The organism is Aeromicrobium sp. 636 (genome assembly GCF_024433585.1).
GTDB lineage: Bacteria > Actinomycetota > Actinomycetes > Propionibacteriales > Nocardioidaceae > Aeromicrobium > Aeromicrobium senzhongii.
Genome location: NZ_WNJU01000001.1, coordinates 145,101 through 163,861, shown reverse-complemented (window position 1 = coordinate 163,861; position 18,761 = coordinate 145,101). Strand labels below are relative to the sequence as shown.

Here is an 18,761-nt window from a genome sequence, read left to right as displayed (position 1 = left end):
GTGCGGACAGGATTCGCGCCCGAGACCGGACACACCGGTCCCACAGCGCATCTCTCAGTCTAGGGCACATAGCCGACGCGGTAAAACCGGCCGCTCAGTCGCCGGGCGTCGCGAGCTGTTCGTCCATCCACGCGGTCCGCGCGACGATCCACGATCGTAGTGCGCCCACCTCCGTGCGCCAGGCCTCGGCCGGGTCCCCGCCCGGCTGCGTGTGGAAGACGTCCCAGGAGCTCGCGTTCTCCCATGGCGCCGGCCACACGGTGTGCCCGGCACCGCCGTCCGCGACGGGACTGAAGTTGGCGGTGGCCGCCGGGGCCAGCTCATCGGCGCGCGCATCGACATAGCCGGGCAGGGTGCGCAGATCGTCCACGACCTCGCTCCACCGCTGCCGCACCCGCTCCGCGAACCACGGATCGCTCATCAGGCGGATGTAGTAATGGCCCTCGGGCTCGTTCCACAGCTGCGTGGGCCACGACGAGAGCCACGCCGGATCGTCAGCCATGATCTGGTCTCGGAAGTTGCGCTGCAGGTACCACCCGGTGGCGCGCTCGATGCCGAACAGGTACCACCGGAACCGCCCGTAGGACGAGTCGTAGTCCCACGGCGGGCCCATCGCGAGCGTCCCGTCGGCCCGGCGGACCAGGTAGACGCTGTTGCGGAACGCACTGTCGTTGTTCTTGGAGAACTCGTTCAACAGGTACATCGTCACGAACGAGTCCACGTCGATCCGTTCGCGGTACCCGTTACTCGGGAAGTCCTCGGCGTAGAGCAGGTCCTCGAACCGTTGCACGTCGTCGCGCACGCCGGCTGGATCGCTCAGGTCGCCGTCCTTCAGGAAGACGCGCAGCCCTCGGTCGGTGCGGAACTGCGGATCCTCGTCGTCGTTGGTGTCGACCTCGAGCAGCGTGTCGCCCTCTCCCAGCTCAGCGCGGCCCTGCTCGGCCTCGATGCCCTCACCGACCTGGTAGACGCCGCAGAAGGCGTCGTTGATGCTGAGGGTCGTCGAGTCCAGGCGCGGCGCCCACGGAACATCGAGCAAGCGGGCGTTGTGCATCGCGACATCGTTGCGCAGCAGCGACCGGTCGAAGTGATTGGCCAGCAGGACCCAGTCCTTGCTCTGGTTGGCGCGCGCTCCGAGCAGCGCGACCTTCTCGTCCAGTTTGACCTTGTACGGTCTCTTGGCCGCGACCGTGGACGTCGAGTTGCCCCGGACCCGCAGCCGCGCGCGCACCGTGGTGTGCGTGCCGTCCGCCGTCTCGACCGACAGCGTGCCCGCGACGTAGTCGGTCTTCGACTCGATGAGCTGCGTGCAGGGATCGCGACCGGCGGGGACGTCGTCCACCTGGAAGTCGACCGCAGCGATGCGGCCCGAAGGGTCCGGCTCGGTCGTCGGCTCGGACGTCGGCTCAGACGTCGGCTCAGACGTCGGCTCAGACGTCGGCTCAGACGTCGGCTCGGACGTCGGCTCGGTCGTCGGTGGCGCCTCGGGGGGCGTCGGCGACTCGGGTCGGGGGCGGGCCGGAATGACCGCGGCCGGGCCGAGCACGGCTGCGGCCCCCTTCCACTTCCCCGCCTTCACACGGAAGGACCTACCGGCGAGACCTGCGTGGGATCCGACGTCACCGAAGTCGACGCGGCCGGCGGCGTTGCCCGCCCGGCCGGCGATCACCGTGCGCCACGTGGTCCCGTCGCGTCGCTGCAGGCTCATCTTGCGTCCCTGACGTCGGGGCGTGGTGGTGCCGGAGACCCGGACACGGCCGAACGCGTCGATCCGCACCGTCGCCGTGACGGAAGGCTTCACGGCCCTCACGACGATCCGCTTCGTGGCCAGCGCGCGGTACTTCTTGCCGCGGACCTTCGTGGCGGGCACCCGGGCCCGAAAGTACGTCCGAGCCGAGGTCGTGGCCGACCTGACGCGCACGCGCCCCTGAGCAGTCGTGGTGACCTTGATCCGGCGCCACGTCTTTCCAGTGCGGTATTGCAACACCACGGGACGCTTGATCTTCGTCCCGGTCCGGACGGTCACGACGAACGACTCCCCGGGCAGCACCGACGAGCGCGAGACCGTCACGGTGGCCGACACCCGGGCTTGCGCGGGTGAGGCAGACAGCAGTCCCATCAGCACCACAAATGAACTCGCGCCACACGCGAGAGCGCGGAAGGACCCTGCCATGTCTCAGAATCCGTTCAGGTCGAGGTCAAGAAAGCCCCCAGGGCTAGGCCGTACGCGTCGACGTCAGCGGCGGCCATCACCTCGCGAGCGGAGTGCATCGCCAACTGCGGGGCACCCACATCCACGGTCAAAATACCGGTCCGAGCGGCACTGATGGGGCCGATTGTGGAACCGCACGGAAGGTCGGCCCGGTGGACGTAGCGTTGCAGCGGCACGCCGGCGGCCTCGCACGCCGCGGCGAACAGTCCGGCACCCACGCCGTCGGTGGCGTAGCGCAGGTTCTGGTTGACCTTGAGCACCGGACCGCCGCCCAGGGCGATGCGGTGCAGGGGCTCGTGCTTGTCCGGCTGGTTCGGGTGCGTCGCGTGGGCCATGTCGCCCGAGACGCAGACCGAGGCCGCAACCGCCCGGAAGACGTCGTCGCGCGAGCCGCCGGCCGCCAGCACGATCCGCTCGAGCACGGACGAGAGCAGCGGGGAGTCCGCCCCACGCTCGGACGTGCTGCCGACCTCCTCGTGGTCGAACAGCACCATGACCTGCCGGGCCGCCGGATCGGCCGCCTCGACCGCGCCGAGCAAGGCGGCGACCGCCGCGGAGCAGGTCGCCTGGTTGTCGAGCCGCGGCGCCGCGACGAGCTCGCCGGCGACCCCGGTGCGCGCGGCGGGCCGCAGGTCGAAGGTCATGAGGTCGAACCCGGTGACGTCCGACGCGGCGAATCCCGCGCGCTCCCCCACTACCTCGAGGAAGGGCTGCGGCGTCAACCCGCTGATGGCGTCGAGGTGCCGCTGCCGGTCGACCTTCGAGCCGTCGCGGTCCAGGTGGATGGCCAGGCGCGGCACGCGCAGCAACGGCTCGTCGATCCGGACCAGGCGGGTGGTGCCGTCGCGCAGGACGACCCGGCCCGCGATCCCCAGGTCGAGGTCGAGCCACGACTCCAGCAACGGGCCGCCGTACGGCTCCAGCGCGACCGTCGCCTGCTCGCTGCGCCAACCGTCGTGATGCTGCTTCAGCCGCAGGTTCGGACTGTCGGTGTGGGCCCCGACGATGCGGAACCCCGCCGCGGCCGGCGCGTCGGGGCCGACCGACCAGGCGACGAGCGTGCCCCCGGTGACGATGAAGTGACGCCCGGCCTCGGTCGGCCAGGGGTCCCGCGGGTCCACCTCGCTGAAGCCCGCCGACCGCAGCCGTTCGGCTGCCGTCGCGCAGGCATGGAAGGGCGTCGGTGACGCGTCGACGAAGGAGATCAGGCGGTCCGCAGCGTCCATGGCGTCACCCTAACGACGATTGCGGAAGTCCTCGATGGTGGCCTTCAGACCGATCTCGGCGGTGGTCGACGGGGACCAGCCGAGCAGCTCGGCGGCGAGGGTGATGTCGGGACGGCGGATCTGGGGGTCGTCGATCGGGCGCGGTACGTGGACGATCTGCGAGTCGGACTCGGCCAGGTCGCGGATCCACGTGGCCAGGTCGAGCATCGAGATCTCTTCGGGGTTGCCGAGGTTGACCGGGCCGCTGGCGCCGGACTCCATCATCGCGACGAGTCCGGACACGAGATCGTCGACGTAACAGATGGAGCGGGTCTGGTGGCCGTCGCCGGCGACCGTGATCTCGCGTCCCATCAGGGCCTGGTGCACGAAGTTCGGGATGGCGCGGCCGTCCTCGACCCGCATCCGCGGGCCGAAGGTGTTGAAGATGCGCACGATCTTGGTGTCGACGCCGAACTCGCGGCGGTACGCCGCGGTCATCGCCTCACCGAAGCGCTTGGCCTCGTCGTAGACCGACCGCGGACCGACCGGGTTGACGTGCCCCAGGTAGGTCTCGGGCTGCGGGTGCACCTGCGGGTCGCCGTAGACCTCCGAGGTGGAGGCCAGCAGGTAGCGCGCGCCGTGGGCGTGGGCCAGGTCGAGGGTGTGCTTGACGCCCGTCGAGCCCGTCATCAGGGTGTGGATCGGCAACCGGTGGTAGTCGACCGGGGAGGCAGGAGAGGCGAGGTTGAAGACCTGGTCGAAGGGACCTTCGATCCCTTCCATCGCGGAGGCGTCGGTGATGTTCACCTCGAGGATCGTGACCTCGTGCGCCACGGCGGCGAGGTTCTCGCGCCGTCCCGTGCTGAAGTCGTCGACCACGACCACGTCGTGTCCCATCGCGACGAGCCGCTCCACCAGGTGCGATCCGACGAAACCGGCGCCGCCGGCCACCAACGCGCGCATCAGTGCATCCCTTCGTCTGAGTCCGCCAATGTCTACTGGCGAGTAGGACTCACGTCACACCCTACCTCGGTGTTCGTGCCGATCGGGAGGACTTGGCGTCTTCGCGGCGCAGCAGCAGCAGCAGGTTCCACGAGAGCACCTCGCGCACGACGGGCACCCGCACGAGCGGAGCGGCCCAGCGCGGCAGGTAGCGCGGGCGGGCGGCGAGGACGCGCACGTCGTCGCGGCGGCCGGACCACCGCATCCCCCACGCGACCGAGATCTTGAACAGGGTCTCGCCGACGCGGTTCTTGGGCGGGTGGCCCTCGCGACGGGTGTACCGCTCGATGGCCCGCCGGCCACCCAGCCAGTGCCACGGCGACGTCTCGTGACCGCCCCAGGGCGACCACCAGTTCGTGTACGACAAGAAGACCAGTCCCCCGGGTCGGGCGACCCGGACCAACTCGGCGGCGACGACCTCGGGATCGCGGACGTGCTCGAGCAGGTTGGACGAGAACACCAGGTCGGCCGAGCCGGTCGCGAAGGGCAGCAGCGCGGCATCGGCGGCGACACCACCGTCGGCCAGCGCGGAGACCTCCGGGTCGAGGTCGACCGCGACGTACCGGGCGCCCCGGCCGCGGAACTCCTGCGCGAACTGCACCGGGCCGGCGCCGACGTCGATCACGAGCTTGCCGTCGAGCGGCATCTGCTGCTCGACCAGGTCGGCCGAGTCGCGCGCGAGCGTGCCGTAGAAGTGGTCGGGGTCGGTCTGCTCGACCAGGAAGGAACGGAACAGCCGGACCGAGCGCGCGAGTCCGTCAGGGTTCACGACGCGCCCCTGGTCGCGGTCACGACGAGCGTGGGCCGCCAGCGCGGACGGAGCAGTCGCAGCAGCGCGGCGGCCGGCGCCAGCGCCATCGCCAGCCAGCGGACCCGGCGCGAGGCCAGCACGCCGGCGGGGCGATCCTGCGGGCGCAGCCGGCGGACGAGGCTGGCCCCCTCCATCGTCAGGTTGTCGGTGAGCGAACGCGTGACGCGCACGTCGACGAAGCCGGCATCGCGCAACAGCCGCGTGATGGACTCTGCCGAGAAGAACCGCACGTGGGTGGGGTCCTCCAGCAGCCACCAGGCGTCCGAGAACGACCGCAGCGACGAGCTGTCGGCCGCCGGCGTGAGGAACAGGACCCGGCCGCCGGGTCGGAGCAACCGGTGCGCGGCGGCCGACAGGGCGTGGACGTCCTGGACGTGCTCGACGACGTGGACCCCGTAGACCAGGTCGGCGGGCTCGGTGGACGCCGGGACCTCCTCGATGCCGCAGGCGTGCAGCTCGGCCCGCGCGAGCACCTGCGGGTCGACCTCGACGTGGAGCTGGTCGGGGTCGCAGCCGGCGACGCGATGGCCGCGGTCGAGGAAGCCGCGCAGCATGGCTCCGGCGCCGAAACCGATCTCGAACACCCGCGATCCGGGCGCCAACGGCGCCGCACGGCCGAGCGTGCGGGTGGTCAGGGCCAGCCGCACACGGTCGAGCCCCGGATCGCCGCCGTAGGCGACGTCGCGATGATGTGCCGGAGCCGCCTTGGGATCCCGCTCGATGTGAGAGCATTTCGGACAGGTCCCGAGCACCGAACGCCCGTCCCGCAAGGTCACGGACGTCGTCGGTGTGGAACACACCTCACAGGACATCGGGACCCCCTCGGACGGACAGGAGAGAACGCTATCAGCGGATTGCGCATCGCCATCCTCAGTTGGCGTGACCTGGAGCATCCCGAGGCCGGCGGCGCGGAGGTGTTCGCCGAGCGGACGGCCGCGACCATGGCCCAGCGGGGCCACGACGTGGTCCTGTTCGCCTCCTCGTTCCCGGGTGGAGCCGCCCACGCGCGGCGGCACGGATTCGCGATCGCCCGCGCCGGAGGGCGCTTCACCGTCTACCCGCGGGGCCTGTGGCACGTGTGGCGACGCCGCCGGGACTACGACATCGTCCTCGACGTCCAGAACGGCGTGCCGTTCTGGACTCCCCTGATCTTCCCCCGGCCCGTGCTGGCCGTCGTCCACCACGTGCACCGCGAGCAGTGGTTCACCTTCTTCCCCCGGCCCATCTCCTCGATCGGTTGGTTCCTCGAGTCGCGGGTCGCGCCGTTCGTGTACCGCCGCCAGCGCTACGTCACCGTCTCCGAGGCCTCGCGACGCGAGCTCGCTGCCGTCGGCGTCGACCCCACGAGGGTCTCGGTCGTCTACAGCGGCAACGAGGCGCCGCAGCACGTGCTCGACGGCGAGCCCGATCCGGTCCGCGGCACACGGCTCGCATGCCTGGGCCGCCTGGTCCCCCACAAGCGGGTCGAGCTGGCGATCGACGCCGTCGCGGCCCTGCGCGACACGTTCGAGGACATCGGCCTCGACGTCATCGGCGGAGGCGACTGGATGGACCCCCTCGTCGAGCACGCTCGCGCGCGCGGCGTCAGCGACCGGGTGGTGTTCCACGGCCACGTCTCCGACGAGCAGAAGCACGCGCTGCTGAGCCGGGCCGCCGTCCTGGCCATGCCCTCGATCAAGGAGGGATGGGGCCTGACCATCCTCGAGGCCGGCTACCACGCCGTGCCGACCGTGGCGTTCCGTTACGCCGGCGGCACGCAGGAGTCGGTGCAGGACGGTCACACCGGGCTTCTGGTGGACACCGACGAGGAGTTCATCGACGGGCTCCGCCACCTGCTGCTCAAGACGGACGAGCGGGCCAAGCTCGGAGCCGCCGCGCGCGAGTTCGCGCTCCGCTTCGACTGGCAGCGCACCGGCAACGAGCTGACCGACCTGGTCGAGCAGGTCGCCCGCCCCTGACCCGGTCGCACCGGACACGAGAGAGCCGCCGCCCCCGAAGGGGACGGCGGCTCTTGTTCTCGGTGCGGTGGCCCGTCAGGCGTTCGCGTAGGCGTCGTCGTCGGCGTCGGCGCCGTGACGACTCTTGAACCGGATGGCCAGAGCGGCACCGGCCAGCAGCGACAGGATCCCCAGGCCGCCGATGGCGAACGGGAGCCAGGTGCGCACGGCCTTGAGGGTCGTGGACTTGGAGCCGTACTCGTCGATGTTGGCCTGGATCGTCTCGGGCGAGGACGCGCTGACCGTGTCCATCGCGACGACGTCGTCGGCGCCGGGCTCATCGAGCTTCAGCCACTGCTTCTGGGCCTCTTCGATCTTGACCATGACGCCGGTCTCGGGCTCGACCCAGATGGTGCGGTCGTTCGCGTAGGTGCGGGTGGCCTCGACCGAGCCGGTGTCGGCCAGGCCGAACACGCCACGGGGAACCTCGCGGATGCCGAACTCGGTCTCGTCGATCGAGCCGCTGAAGCGGTAGGTGTTGATCGAGCCGTCGGTGCCCTCGACCTCTTCGGTGCCCTCGAACTCCATCTTCATCGGAGCCTTGACCGTCGCGTCCCAGTAGTCGTAGCTCTTCTTCTGGGTGTTGAACGGGAACTTGATCAGCTGACCCTCGAACTCGATCGGCTCGCCGTTCTGCGAGGCGCCGGACCACGGCACGGCCGCACCGGTGTACCGGTCGATCGCGAAGGTCTGCTCGAGGAAGTCGACCGGCGGGGCCTGGTCGTTGTTGTCGGTGCTCTGACCCTTGGTGAACACGGCGATGTCGCCGCCGTCGTTCTCGTCGGCGGCCTCCTTGGCCAGGTCGGGATCGCCGATGACGGTCGCGATGGTGGTGATCGGACCCGAACCCGGCGCCACGTTGTCGGCGTCGAAGAAGTTCGCGTTGTCGTCACTGAGGATCTGCTGGGTGTTCTGGTCCTTGGGGACCACAGCCAGGCGGTCGTACGCGTATACCTTCATCGCGACGCCCAGGGTGAGCAGGAACGCTCCGAGCGTCAGGAACGCCACGGCGCCACGAGAGAACTTCCGCACAAGTGCCTCCGAACTAGGGTCTTGCCATCGTATTTGTGAGTTACCTCTCGCGAGAGCGTAGCACCACGGATCATGTCAGGTGCGAAACCCTACCGATGAGTACGTCGGCGATCCGCGAGGGCTCCAGACCGGTCCGGCCGACGTCCAACCAGGCGACTCCGGCGGCCCGCGCCGCCGCCTCGTCGCTGGGCTGGTCGCCGACCATCACGACCCGTTCAGGGCGGGCCCACGGCGCCCGCGCCATCGCGTGCAGCAGCATCCCGGGCAGCGGCTTGCGACAGTCGCACGTGCCGGTCTCGTGCGGGCAGACCTCGATGCCGTCCAGCCGCCCACCGGCGCGGCCCAGCCGCGACACGAGCGCTCGGTGCACCTGCACCAGCTGCTCGCGCGTGAGCCGGCCGGTGGCCAGACCTCGCTGGTTCGTCACCAGGACCGTCCGGATCCCGGCACCCGTCAGGTCCGCCACCGCGCGGGCCACACCGGGCCGCAACCGCAGCTCGGCCGCGGACGCGATGTACCCGGGGCGATGGACGTTGAGCGTCCCGTCCCGGTCGAGCAGGACGAGGTCCCACGGGACGGGGCCCGAGGGAGGCGGGATCGGCGTGTCGTCGAGTCCCAGCAGCGCCTCGTCGGTCCACATCGTCAGGCGGAGCCGGTGGGCTGCGACAGGACGTCGACCGCCTCGCACCACGCGTGGGCCCACAGCATGTGGACCTCCTGGATCCGCGGCGTGAAGTCCGACGGCACGTGCAGCACGTGGTCCGCCCGGCCCGGCAGGTCGCCACCGGCCGCACCGGTGAGCGCGACGGTGCCGAGGCCGCGCTCGCGCGCGGCGTCGAGTGCGCGCAGGATGCTCTCGCTGCGGCCGCTGGTGGACATCGCGATCAGCAGGTCGCCGGGACGCCCGAGCGACTGGACGCCCCGGACGAACACGTCGTCGAACCCGTAGTCGTTGCCCACGGCGGTGATCGAGGTCAGCGAGTCCGCGAGGCAGACCGCCGGCAGCGGCGAGCGGTCGAGGATGCACTTGCCGACGAACTCGGCGGCGATGTGGCTGGCGATCGCGGCACTGCCGCCGTTGCCGGCGACCAGGATGGTGCCGCCCGCGCGCAGGGTGTCGACGACCGCACGACCGGCCGCGTCGACGGCCGCGACGAGCGCCGGCTCCTCGAGCGCACGGACCAGCGACGCCCACGCCTCGATGCCGAGCGTCTGGCGTTGGGCGACGACCTGCTCGATCGCGTCATCGGACACGGCGTGCACCGGGTGCTCGAACGTCAACTCTGTCCCCTCCACGTGACCAGCCCTTCCCTCGAGAACGTGAACTCCGAGACACCCAACCCCATCCGGGTCAGCTCCTCGGCCACGACGTGACGACGCTCGAACTCGCAGATGAAGACCAGGTGGCCGCCACCACCGGCGCCGGTGACCTTGCCGCCGAGCGCGCCCAGCGACAGGGCCTTGGTGATGGCCTCGTCGATGAGCGGCGTCGCGATGCGGTCCGACATCTTGCGCTTCTCGTCCCAGGCCTGGCCCAGCAGGCGCCCGAGCGTGTCGACCTCGCCGCGGACGAGCGCCAGTTTCATCTCGGCGGCGAGCTCCTTCTGGGCCCGTAGGCCCTCGAGTGCCGTTTCCTCACCGCGCTCGTACCGCGAGACCTGGTCGTCGATGATGTGGTCGCTGACCCGGGTGTTGCCCGTGTAGGCCAGCAGCATGTTGTGCTCGAGCTCGTGGATCGTCGCATCGCGGATGCGCAGCGGGTTGACGACGACCTGGTCGGCGAACTCGATGTAGTTGAAGCCGCCGAACGACGCGGCGTACTGGTCCTGGGCGCCACCGGGGATCTGCAGGTCCTCGCGCTCGAGCCGGTACGCCAGCTCGGCGACCTCGTACTCGGTGAGGTCCAGTCCCAGGTGCTGGGCCACGACCCCGATGACGGCCACCATGACCGCGCTCGACGAACCGAGGCCGGAACCGGGCGGGGCGTTGGTGTGGATGAACAGGTCGAAGCCCGTGGCCGCCTGGGCGCCGGGGTACTGCCGCAGCCGCGCGATCGTGGCCTTCGGCAGGTCGAGCTGTCCGTCGAGCTCGAGGTCGTCCTCGACGTTGAAGCCGACCGAGTAGCCGTAGTCGAGGGACTTGATCGTGACCTGGCCGTCCGAGCGCGGGCGCAGGGTGCAGTAGGAGTAGGCCGAGATGGTGGCCGACAGGACGGCGCCGCCCTCGCGCTCGGGGAACGGCGCGACGTCCGTGCCGCCTCCGGCGAACGAGATGCGCAACGGCGCGCGGGCCCTCAACACGGGCCGGCGGACGTCGGCCGTGACCGGTTCGGGTGACACCAGATGGGACTGCTGTGTCATCCGTACTAGCCTCCAGACGTGATGCGGCGCCCGAACGGGCGCAATGCGACGACAACCTACCCGATTCTCACTGAACCCGGAGGCTTCATGGGTCACCTGCGCCTCGTGGACGGACTGCGTGCCGTCGCGGCCGGACTCGTGCTGGTCTCGCACGTCGGGTTCTGGAGCGGCGCCTCCCAGATCGACCTCGTCGGAGGACTCGTGGCGCGCGGCGACGCCGGGGTCGCGGTGTTCTTCGCGATCTCGGCGTTCCTGCTGGTCCGGCCCGCGATCGGCCGAGGTCTCGACGGCGCGCAGACCCCCGGCGGCTCGATCGGTGTGTACGCCGCCCACCGGGCCGCACGCATCCTGCCCGCCTACTGGCTCGCCCTCGTCGGCGTGCTCGCTGCGGCGGCACTGATCCCCTCGGCGGGCGGTCTCGGCGGTGGCGAGCGGGTGCTGGCCCACGTCCTGCTGCTGCAGGGCTACACCGGCGAGTACTACCAGTCGTTCACCCAGACCTGGAGCCTGACGACCGAGGTCACCTTCTACGTGCTGGTCCCGGTCCTGGGCGCGGTCCTGGCGCGCGTCCTGTCGCGCCGGGGTGGCGCGCGGGGAATCCGGTCGCTGCTCACCGCGACGATCGCCATCGGCCTGCTCGGGTTGGTCGTCCAGGCGGCCGCCACCGCATGGACCCGCGCCGGCTCCGACGGTGGCGCCGGGATCCTGGCCACGAGCGTCCTGGGCCACCTCGCCTGGTTCGGCGTCGGCGTGGTCGTCGCCCTGTTGACCGAGGCCCGTCGCCGTGGCGTCGGTCCGCTGGTCACCCGGCCCGCCCTCGTGGCCGTCTGGTCCTCACGGCCGACGCTCGTCCTGCTGGCGGTCGTGACGTTCGTCGTGGCCTCCTCCCCCGTGGCCGGCCCGCGAGACCTGGCCGCGCCCACGGTCGCCCAGGCCGTCGCGAAGGAGGGGCTGTACGCCCTGTTCGCCCTGTTCCTGCTGGCGGCGGCCGTCCAGGAGCCGGCCGCGGACACGCCCGCCGGCGCGATCGCGCGCGCGGGCGTCACCCGGTGGCTCGGCGACATCTCCTACGGCGTCTTCCTGTGGCACGTGCTGGTGCTGCAGGTGCTGTTCGCCCTCACCGGCGCCACGATCTTCGCCGCGGACTTCTGGTGGGTGCTCTATGCCACCGTCGGGTTCAGCGTGGCGCTGGCGTCGGCGTCGTGGTGGCTGGTCGAGCGTCCGATCCTGACGGCAGTGCGCGCTCGAACGGCGCGCGACACACCAGCGCGAGCGTGAACAGCCCCGCCGCCTGACCCAGGATCGCCCCGGCCGAGGTGCGCTCGACGACACCCAGGGCGGCCATCGCCGCTCCGCCCACGGTCATCGCCACGATCGCGGCCGGGACGACGAAGCGGCGCGGCACGCACCACGCCACCACGGCTGCACCGAGTCCCGCGGGCCCGCCGCACAGGAGCCCGACGACTCCGGACACCGCCCAGCCGATCCGGCGGTCCGGCACTGAGTCGGGCGCGGGCCACCGGTCCCACGGCAGCCGCGAGCGGCGCGTGACGAGTAGGACGGCGAGCAGCAGCAGGAGCGCGACCGGGCCGATGGCGAGTCCCCAGCGGTGCGCGTTCGTGGGCGCGAAGTCGATGACGACCTCGCCCGAGACCGCGGCGGGCAGCCGGAATCCCTGACGCCAGCCGTCGACGACGACGGGGTCGAGCTCGCGACCATCGGCTGTCGCCCTCCATCCGTCGTTGGCGCCCTGGGTGGTCAGGAGGACGGCGTCCTCCCCCGGGCCGACCTCGGCGACGATGCGGCCGGGCGACGTCTCGCGCGACTCGACGGTTCGGCCCGACGCGGGCGTCGGGCCGAACGTGCCCAGGACGATGCGCTCGACCTCGAACGGGGCCGGCAGGTCGGCGCGCACATCCACGACACCGGCGTCGACCCGGGCCCGGGACGGGCCGCACGGCGACAGCTCCAGTGGAGCGCCGGCGGCGACGTCCGCGCGATCGACGGTGCCGCCGAATCTCAGGACGGAGTCCCCCACCGAGATCGGTGAGCAGGGTACCTCGAGGGACTCCGCCGGCTCGATCGCCGAGAAGTCCACCTCCGGAACCGCCCAGTCCCCCTCGCCCGGCGCACGGACGAAGGTGAGGGTGATCCGGTCCCCCGAGCGCTCGATCGACCCTCCGGTGGCCGGGAGCGTCGACACGCGGCCGCCGGCTGACGCCCGGATCGCCGCGAGTCCGGTGCCGGTCGACTCGAGGCGTCCGAACGACGTCCCTTCCGGCAACTGGACCTCCACCTCGGCGGCGTCACGGTCGGCCGGCACGCGCCAGGAGGTCGCGGGGTCGCCGTCGAACGCGGCTCCGGGGCGGTGAGCGGGATCGTCCCCCATGCGGTCGTCCGAGGTGAACACGGTGGGCGCGTCCAGCAGGGTCTCCAGCGCGGACCCTCGCCGCGCGCGGGCGGTCACCGAGACCGGGACCGAAGCGGCGCCGGTGGATCGGATCGCCCACCGTGGAGCGGCCGCGTCCTCGTCCAACGGGCTGAGCACCACGCTGGTGTCAGCCAGGTCCACCGTGCCCGGCACGGCGATGCGCGAACCCCACGCGTGCGCGTCGCTGCTGACCTCGGCGATACCGCGGACGACCGGTCGCGGCGACGTCGGCAGGACCACGTCGAGCCGGTCGAACCGCTCGGTGCCCAGATCCGCTGAGCCACTCCCCCCGTCGAGCGTGACGCGAACGCGGCGCGACGTGCCGTCCGGCCGGTGGGCGACCAGCGTGACGGCGTCGACGGCCGGGGTGGTCTCCGCGGCCCGCACCGTGACCGTGCCCAGCCGGGTCGGGCCCGGGAGCGTCAGGGTGAGACGCCCGGCCGTCTCCTCATCGGTGAGCCAAGCGGTGCCGGAGTCGCCGTCGAGCGCAGCGGCAGGACCGGATCGGGTGCCCGACCACGATGACGCGAACGGGTCCGCCCCACTGCTGCTGGCGTGGACGTCCCGCAGGCCGACCCACTCCCGGACCGGCTGCGTGGCGGGGTCGCCCGCCGGTGGCAGGTCGCGCGCCCCGATGACGGTCGGCGCGTCGTCCTCGGCCGTGAGGGTCGGGCCGTGGGCCAGCTGTGCCGGCCGGCCGCTGTTGAACTGACGCCACCGCACGGAGTCGGTGACGACGTCGGGGTCCATGGCACCCGGCTCGATCGTGGTCCACGTGCCCGGTGGCAGGCCTTGGGCGGTGAGGTCGACGAGGGCCTCAGGACCACCGGCGACGCGCACCCCGGCGTCGGCGTGGACCGCCTCGACGAGGTCGCCGGACGCGCCGTCGACCGTCCAGACGGACAGGTCGCCGAAGCGACCCTGCTGCGTGAAGCCGGGCGAGGCGGCGAGCGTCTGCTCGACCCGGTCGGCCGATACCGCCTGGACGAGCGGCAGGACGCCGTGCCGGACGACGACGCGCGTGACACCCATGCGGGCCAGCACCTGGGCCAGACCCGGCTGGGCGGTGCCCGAGGACACCGCTTCGTCGATCCGGTCCAACAGCCGGGTCGCTCCGGGATGTCCCAGCGGCGCCGAGGCGCGGACGATGATCGGCGAGTCCGCCAGGGCCACGAGCGGCTCGTCCGACGTCTTGCCCCAGGTGAACTCGGCCGTGCGTGCCGCCGGGAGGACGAGGGTGGATCCGCCGTCCTGCTCGGCGAGCGCGTCGATCTCCTCGGCGGCCTGCGACCAGGCGGCCGGGATCTCGGCGTAGGAGTTGGCGTCCCCACCGCGCCCCGACCACAGGGCCGTCGGCGAGACGATCGCGGCGACCACCACGGCCACGGTGACCGCCCGCGGGAGGCGACGCGACCGTCCGAGACCGCGTGCCACCAGCACGCCGACACCGAGAGCCAGCGGCAGGCGCACCAGCGGGTCGGCCTTGTGGACGTTGCGCAGGGCGGCGCCGACCCCGTCGAGGAAGTCGCGCACGGGCCCGGCGAACGGCGAACCCAGCGCACCGGCATGACCGATCGCCATCGCCACGACGCCGACGAGGGCGGAGCCCACGAGGAAGCGCACGGCATGGCTGCGCTCACGATCGCGGCCGAGCAGCAGGAGCCCGGCCACGCCGGCACCCGCCACGACCATGCCGCTGACGATCGCCACCAGACCCTGCGCCTGGACCCAGCCGGACTGCCAGACGGGGTGCGACTCGGCATCCAGGATGTAGGCGATCCAGTGGTCGGCCCCGCGCAGGATGTTCGGGACCGACGTGACGGCCGTGGTGATCCGGGCGGTCTCGATGAAGCCCAAGAAGGGATAGCCGTACCGGCCCAGCACCAGCAGGGGCACGAGCCACCAGGCCGCGCCCACCACCACGCCGGTCCCCCACGCCAGCAGGGCCCGGCCGCGCCGCGCGGCCCGCGGCGCGGTGAGGATCACCAGGAGGGGCATCGCCAGGACGACGGCCGACGCCGTGGCGTTGACGCCGCCGAGGGCGAACGTGAGCAGTCCGGTCCAGGCCGAGGCGCGCACGAGCTGGCGGGTGGTCGTCCCCGGTCGGACCATCGTCCACGCCACGAGGACGAGCCACGGGGCCACGGCACCGGGCCAGGCCTCGATCGAGATCTCGGGAAGGACCGTGACGACCCGCGGGGCCAGCGTGTAGAGCGCCGCCGCGACCAGCGCCAGATCGGTGCTGAGCCCGACGATGCGGCGGGCGACCAGATGCGTGCCGAGGAACCCCACGACCAGCAGCAGGCTCCACCAGATCCGCTGTGCGGCCCAGTCAGGGAGCCCGGCCGCCTCGGACAGGCCCATGACGGGGCCGAGGGGGAAGAGATAGCCGTAGGCCTGATTCTGCAGCTCACCGAGGCCGGCGTGCGAGTTCCACGCGTACAGGGCGCGGGAGAGGTAGTCCCACGGGGCGACCGTGAGATCGAGCTTGGTGTCGGGCTGGATCCGCCCGGGCGCGACGACCCACGGAAGAATCGCCACCAGCAAAGTGCTGGCGGCGATTCTGACCCGCTGGGCGACGTCTGGCGTCGCGCCGGGTTCGTCGGTGGTGGGGTGTCTCACCCCGGTTCGATCAGGACTCGTCGTACGCGATGACGGAGGAGTGCGTCTGATCCTGCTTGACGGCGGTCTGGCTCGCGACGAGACCGGTGACCGCGAGAACGCCGAGGACGCTGCCCGCGATGGTTCCGCCGATGATCATAACCAAGCTCTCGCTCATGTGCCCCAATTTTCCGTAGTCGTGGCGATACTGCTCAGCAGCCTAGCAGGGCTTCAGTGCCCTGTCCCGCACTCATCTCGGTTGCCAATACGGTGTCTGCTAGGCGCGGCGACGGCGCACGGCACCCGCCAGCGCGCCCCCGACAGCCAGGACCAGCCCGACCCCCGCGAGCACGAGCCCGGCGTGGTCCGCCGGTGCGGCGCTCGGCACGTCGGCCAGTCCTTCGTCGCCCAGATCCCACCACTGCAGGTTCTCGGTGCGCACGCGCAGCTCCGCACCCGCCAGCTGCAGCTCGTTGAGGGTCGGGCCGGGCTGGTCGGTCTGGATCAGGACGTGGCGGACCCCGGCGGCTCGCAGCGCCGCGAGCACGTCGCCGTCCGGCGCGCCCAGCGCCCGGGTGACCTCGGCGGCCCGAGGATCCTCGCCGGCCACCCACGTGTCCTTGAGCGGCAACGCGTCGTTCACGCGCACGTCGCGACTGAGCAGGCGTTGCCAGGGATCCAGCACGACGCGGTCGTCGTTCCAGTCGTAGCGCCGGTACTGCGTCCACGGCAGCACGGCGACGGCACCGGGCTCGGCCTCCTCGAGACGCTCGGCCACGAAGGTGAAGTCGACCGGATAGTCGACCGAGCCCCACCGGCCGTTCGCGCCGAAGGCCAACCCCGGAAGCGTCACGACGGTCACCAGCCCGCAGGCCACGGCCACGGCTCCGGTGAACAGGCGGCCCGCGTGGCGGCGCGCGACAGCGGCACCCAGCCGCGCCACGGACAGCCCGACCGCGAGGGAGACCGCGACCATCCACAGCGCCGCGAACTTCTGCCCGTCGCGCACCAGGCCCCCACCGGGTACCTGGAGCACGAGGAACGACACGAGCTCGCGGCCCCCGGGCAACCCGGCGAGGATCGCGCCGACGAGACCGAGGACGCCGGCGACCGCGGCTCCCAGGTACTCGGGACGCGAGCGCACCCGGGCATCGGACCACGCGGCGACGACAGCAGCCAGCACACCGACCAGCGCCACCCCGGACAACACGAGGTTCTGCCGCTCGGCGAACCAACTGGCCTGGTTCCAGATGCCACCGCCGGTCAGCACCGAGCCGACCATCCCCCACGGCGTGTCGGCCCGGGCGGCGAAGGCGTCGACGCCGGCGGAGTCGGCCGCGGACGAGGCCTCGGAGCGCAGGTACGGGAACCACCACGACGCCGCCACCAGCACGGACACGAGCATCGCCCAACCCCAGACACGCCAGGCGCGCGGCCACGCCGAACCGGCCAGCAGCACCGCCGTCGCGGTGACCACGGCCAGCACCGCGCCCGTCGAGCCCGACAGGCCGGCCAGCGCCATCACGATGCCCAGGGCCCCGGCCCCACCCTCGCCGCGACGGGCGCGACCCGCGGTGCGGATCACCCAGAACAGGGCCGCGTACCCGAGCAGATAGCCCCAGTGCCCGATCGCCAGCCGTTCGGCCACCCACGGGTTCCAGCACGCGACGAGGGCGCCGGCCACGGCGGCCCCGCGCCCGGGCAGCAGCGCGCCGGCCCCGGCACCCGCGGCGACGAACACCGTGAGCAGCAGGATCTTCTGCACCAGCCAGCCCGGGAGAACCGTCGACAGGGCGGCGACCACGAGGTCGTTGGGCACCGCGCGCGGCACCGCGCCGTCGACACCGAGCGTGCGCTCGCCGAACCCGAGGTCGGGGACGAACACGAGGTCGTAGTTCAGCTGGAGCCCCGGCAGCAGCGCCGGACCCAGGATCACGACGCCGGCCAGCAGGCCGACGAGTCCACCGACAGCGGTCGGCGTCGCGAACCGCCTCACCGGCGCACCCCGTGCAGCCGTTCCATCTCGGTGAACGCGTCGCCCATCCGCAGGCACTGCGTCCGCAGGTCGTGGTGCTCGGTGACCCAGGCGCGGTTCACGGCTCCCTGCCGGGCCCGACGCTGCGGGTCGGTCAGCCATGCGACGAGGTGCGCCGCGAGCGCCTCGACCTGGTCGGCTCCCTCGACGTCGAGCAGGTCGTTGCCCGGCGCCAGGGCCTCGTGGTTGCTGCCGCAGCGCGTCGTGACGACGGGCAGCCCGCACGCCTGCGCCTCGACGTAGGCGAGCCCGAACTGCTCCTCCCACTTCCAGGTGGGGCGCGGCGCGGTCGTGAACACCGCGGCACCCCGCAGCAGGTCGGCAACGCCGGCGGCATCGAGCCCTCCGACCAGCGTCACGCCGCTCGTCGGGTCGTCGGCCGCCGCGCGCACGAGCGGCTCGAGCGGGCCACGCCCCGCGACGACCAGCTCGGCCTCGGGGACCTGCCGGCGCACCAGCGTCATCGCCTCGAGGAGCCGGTCGATGCCCTTGTTCTCGGCCAGCGGGCTGACGAAGGCGACGACGGGCCGCTCGACGGGCGCCGGCGCGGGCGTGAAGATCACCGTGTCGACCCCCGGCTTGACGACCCGGATGACCGCGTCGTCGAAGCGGTTCTCGAGCAGGTGGTCGCGCGCCGCGTCGACCATGCAGAGCAGCAGCTCGGCGTCACGACACGACTCCAGCGCCTGGCGGTACGGCGGCACCTTGTAGATGGGCTGACGCGCGAGGTTCTCCCACGTGACGACGGCCTGCAGCGGCCGACGGCCGGTGGCGCGGCGCCGCCACCGGGACGCCTGACCCGTCACGAGCGAGCACAGCTCGAGCGAGGCCACCCAGTCGAACTCGGCCGGGTCCTGGTCGCGCAGCTCGTTGACCCAGGCCAGCGCGCCGGCCTCGATGAAGCGCTTGATCGGGCGTCGGTAGGTGCTGGGCACCCAGGTCAGATCGCCGACCGGCTCGTCGCGGGCGAGCGCCGTGACCTGCGTGTCGCCCATGAGCGACATGTAGAAGAGCTCGCGGCGCGGCCGCTGGTCGGGCAGGGACACCCACAGCAGTTCTCGCGTCACTCCACGAT

At 72.0% G+C, this 18,761-nt stretch carries 15 protein-coding genes; 2 read left to right on the top strand and 13 right to left on the bottom strand.

Going from position 1 to position 18,761, the window contains the following annotated elements; genetic code table 11:
* Positions 1 to 94: 94 nt before the first annotated feature.
* The 5 genes from GL325_RS00800 to GL325_RS00780 form a co-directional block, all read right to left on the bottom strand.
* A complete protein-coding gene (locus GL325_RS00800) occupies positions 95 to 2,119 on the bottom strand; it encodes a CotH kinase family protein (RefSeq protein WP_187768309.1) in 2,025 nt (674 codons plus the stop codon).
* Positions 2,120 to 2,187: 68 nt separating this feature from the next.
* Entirely contained in the window at positions 2,188 to 3,438 is a 1,251-nt protein-coding gene (locus GL325_RS00795; RefSeq protein WP_187768308.1) for a M18 family aminopeptidase, read from the bottom strand.
* 9 nt (positions 3,439 to 3,447) lie between these two features.
* Positions 3,448 to 4,380 carry an NAD-dependent epimerase/dehydratase family protein gene (locus tag GL325_RS00790; RefSeq protein ID WP_187768307.1) on the bottom strand — a complete coding sequence of 311 codons (933 nt, stop codon included), beginning with the start codon at positions 4,378 to 4,380 and terminating at the stop codon, positions 3,448 to 3,450.
* A 61-nt stretch (positions 4,381 to 4,441) separates the two neighbouring features.
* Positions 4,442 to 5,188, bottom strand: a complete 747-nt coding sequence (locus tag GL325_RS00785) for a bifunctional 2-polyprenyl-6-hydroxyphenol methylase/3-demethylubiquinol 3-O-methyltransferase UbiG (RefSeq protein WP_187411396.1) — start codon at positions 5,186 to 5,188, stop codon at positions 4,442 to 4,444.
* Positions 5,185 to 5,877 (bottom strand): class I SAM-dependent methyltransferase, encoded by a 693-nt coding sequence (locus tag GL325_RS00780; protein ID WP_222865750.1) that lies wholly within the window; start codon positions 5,875 to 5,877, stop codon positions 5,185 to 5,187. The genes GL325_RS00785 and GL325_RS00780 overlap by 4 nt, the downstream gene beginning before the upstream one ends.
* A 207-nt stretch (positions 5,878 to 6,084) precedes the next feature.
* On the opposite strand from GL325_RS00780, the gene GL325_RS00775 reads away from it, so the two are divergent.
* Positions 6,085 to 7,188 carry a glycosyltransferase family 4 protein gene (locus GL325_RS00775; protein ID WP_154594805.1) on the top strand — a complete coding sequence of 368 codons (1,104 nt, stop codon included), beginning with the start codon at positions 6,085 to 6,087 and terminating at the stop codon, positions 7,186 to 7,188.
* Between the two features lie 75 nt (positions 7,189 to 7,263).
* Here the strand turns inward: GL325_RS00775 and GL325_RS00770 are convergent, their stop codons facing one another.
* The 4 genes from GL325_RS00770 to GL325_RS00755 form a co-directional block, all read right to left on the bottom strand.
* Complete coding sequence (locus GL325_RS00770) at positions 7,264 to 8,235, bottom strand: DUF3068 domain-containing protein (protein WP_154594804.1); 972 nt, start codon at positions 8,233 to 8,235, stop codon at positions 7,264 to 7,266.
* Between the two features lie 94 nt (positions 8,236 to 8,329).
* Positions 8,330 to 8,899: an HAD-IIIA family hydrolase gene (locus GL325_RS00765; protein ID WP_187768306.1), complete on the bottom strand. Its 570-nt coding sequence runs from the start codon at positions 8,897 to 8,899 to the stop codon at positions 8,330 to 8,332.
* 2 nt (positions 8,900 to 8,901) lie between these two features.
* On the bottom strand, positions 8,902 to 9,555 hold the full coding sequence (locus GL325_RS00760; RefSeq protein WP_187768305.1) for an SIS domain-containing protein: 654 nt from the start codon (positions 9,553 to 9,555) through the stop codon (positions 8,902 to 8,904).
* On the bottom strand, positions 9,537 to 10,619 hold the full coding sequence (locus GL325_RS00755) for a GHMP kinase (RefSeq protein WP_154594802.1): 1,083 nt from the start codon (positions 10,617 to 10,619) through the stop codon (positions 9,537 to 9,539). The genes GL325_RS00760 and GL325_RS00755 overlap by 19 nt, the downstream gene beginning before the upstream one ends.
* Before the next feature lie 87 nt (positions 10,620 to 10,706).
* Between GL325_RS00755 and GL325_RS00750 the strand changes: the two genes are divergently transcribed.
* Entirely contained in the window at positions 10,707 to 11,897 is a 1,191-nt protein-coding gene (locus tag GL325_RS00750; RefSeq protein ID WP_187768304.1) for an acyltransferase, read from the top strand.
* Here GL325_RS00750 and GL325_RS00745 read toward each other — a convergent pair.
* The 4 genes from GL325_RS00745 to GL325_RS15850 all read right to left on the bottom strand — a co-directional run bounded on the left by GL325_RS00745 (position 11,797) and on the right by GL325_RS15850 (position 18,753).
* Positions 11,797 to 15,591 carry an alpha-(1->3)-arabinofuranosyltransferase family protein gene (locus GL325_RS00745; RefSeq protein WP_187768303.1) on the bottom strand — a complete coding sequence of 1,265 codons (3,795 nt, stop codon included), beginning with the start codon at positions 15,589 to 15,591 and terminating at the stop codon, positions 11,797 to 11,799. The genes GL325_RS00750 and GL325_RS00745 overlap by 101 nt on opposite strands.
* Positions 15,592 to 15,682: 91 nt before the next feature.
* Positions 15,683 to 15,829, bottom strand: coding sequence for a hypothetical protein (locus GL325_RS00740; protein WP_154594799.1), 147 nt, complete (start codon positions 15,827 to 15,829; stop codon positions 15,683 to 15,685).
* Positions 15,830 to 15,928: 99 nt separating this feature from the next.
* Entirely contained in the window at positions 15,929 to 17,647 is a 1,719-nt protein-coding gene (locus GL325_RS00735; protein WP_154594798.1) for a hypothetical protein, read from the bottom strand.
* The gene (locus tag GL325_RS15850; protein ID WP_223110941.1) at positions 17,644 to 18,753 is read right to left on the bottom strand and encodes a glycosyltransferase; all 1,110 of its coding nucleotides are present in this window, start codon (positions 18,751 to 18,753) and stop codon (positions 17,644 to 17,646) included. The genes GL325_RS00735 and GL325_RS15850 overlap by 4 nt, the downstream gene beginning before the upstream one ends.
* Positions 18,754 to 18,761: the final 8 nt, after the last annotated feature.

Coding starts and splice junctions, on each gene's coding strand:
- GL325_RS00800 (WP_187768309.1), bottom strand. CDS start 2,119: ATGGGACTGCTGTCTGCCTCACCCGCGCAAGCCCGGGTGTCGGCCACC.
- GL325_RS00795 (WP_187768308.1), bottom strand. CDS start 3,438: ATGGACGCTGCGGACCGCCTGATCTCCTTCGTCGACGCGTCACCGACG.
- GL325_RS00790 (WP_187768307.1), bottom strand. CDS start 4,380: ATGCGCGCGTTGGTGGCCGGCGGCGCCGGTTTCGTCGGATCGCACCTG.
- GL325_RS00765 (WP_187768306.1), bottom strand. CDS start 8,899: ATGTGGACCGACGAGGCGCTGCTGGGACTCGACGACACGCCGATCCCG.
- GL325_RS00755 (WP_154594802.1), bottom strand. CDS start 10,619: ATGACACAGCAGTCCCATCTGGTGTCACCCGAACCGGTCACGGCCGAC.
- GL325_RS00750 (WP_187768304.1), top strand. CDS start 10,707: ATGGGTCACCTGCGCCTCGTGGACGGACTGCGTGCCGTCGCGGCCGGA.
- GL325_RS00740 (WP_154594799.1), bottom strand. CDS start 15,829: ATGAGCGAGAGCTTGGTTATGATCATCGGCGGAACCATCGCGGGCAGC.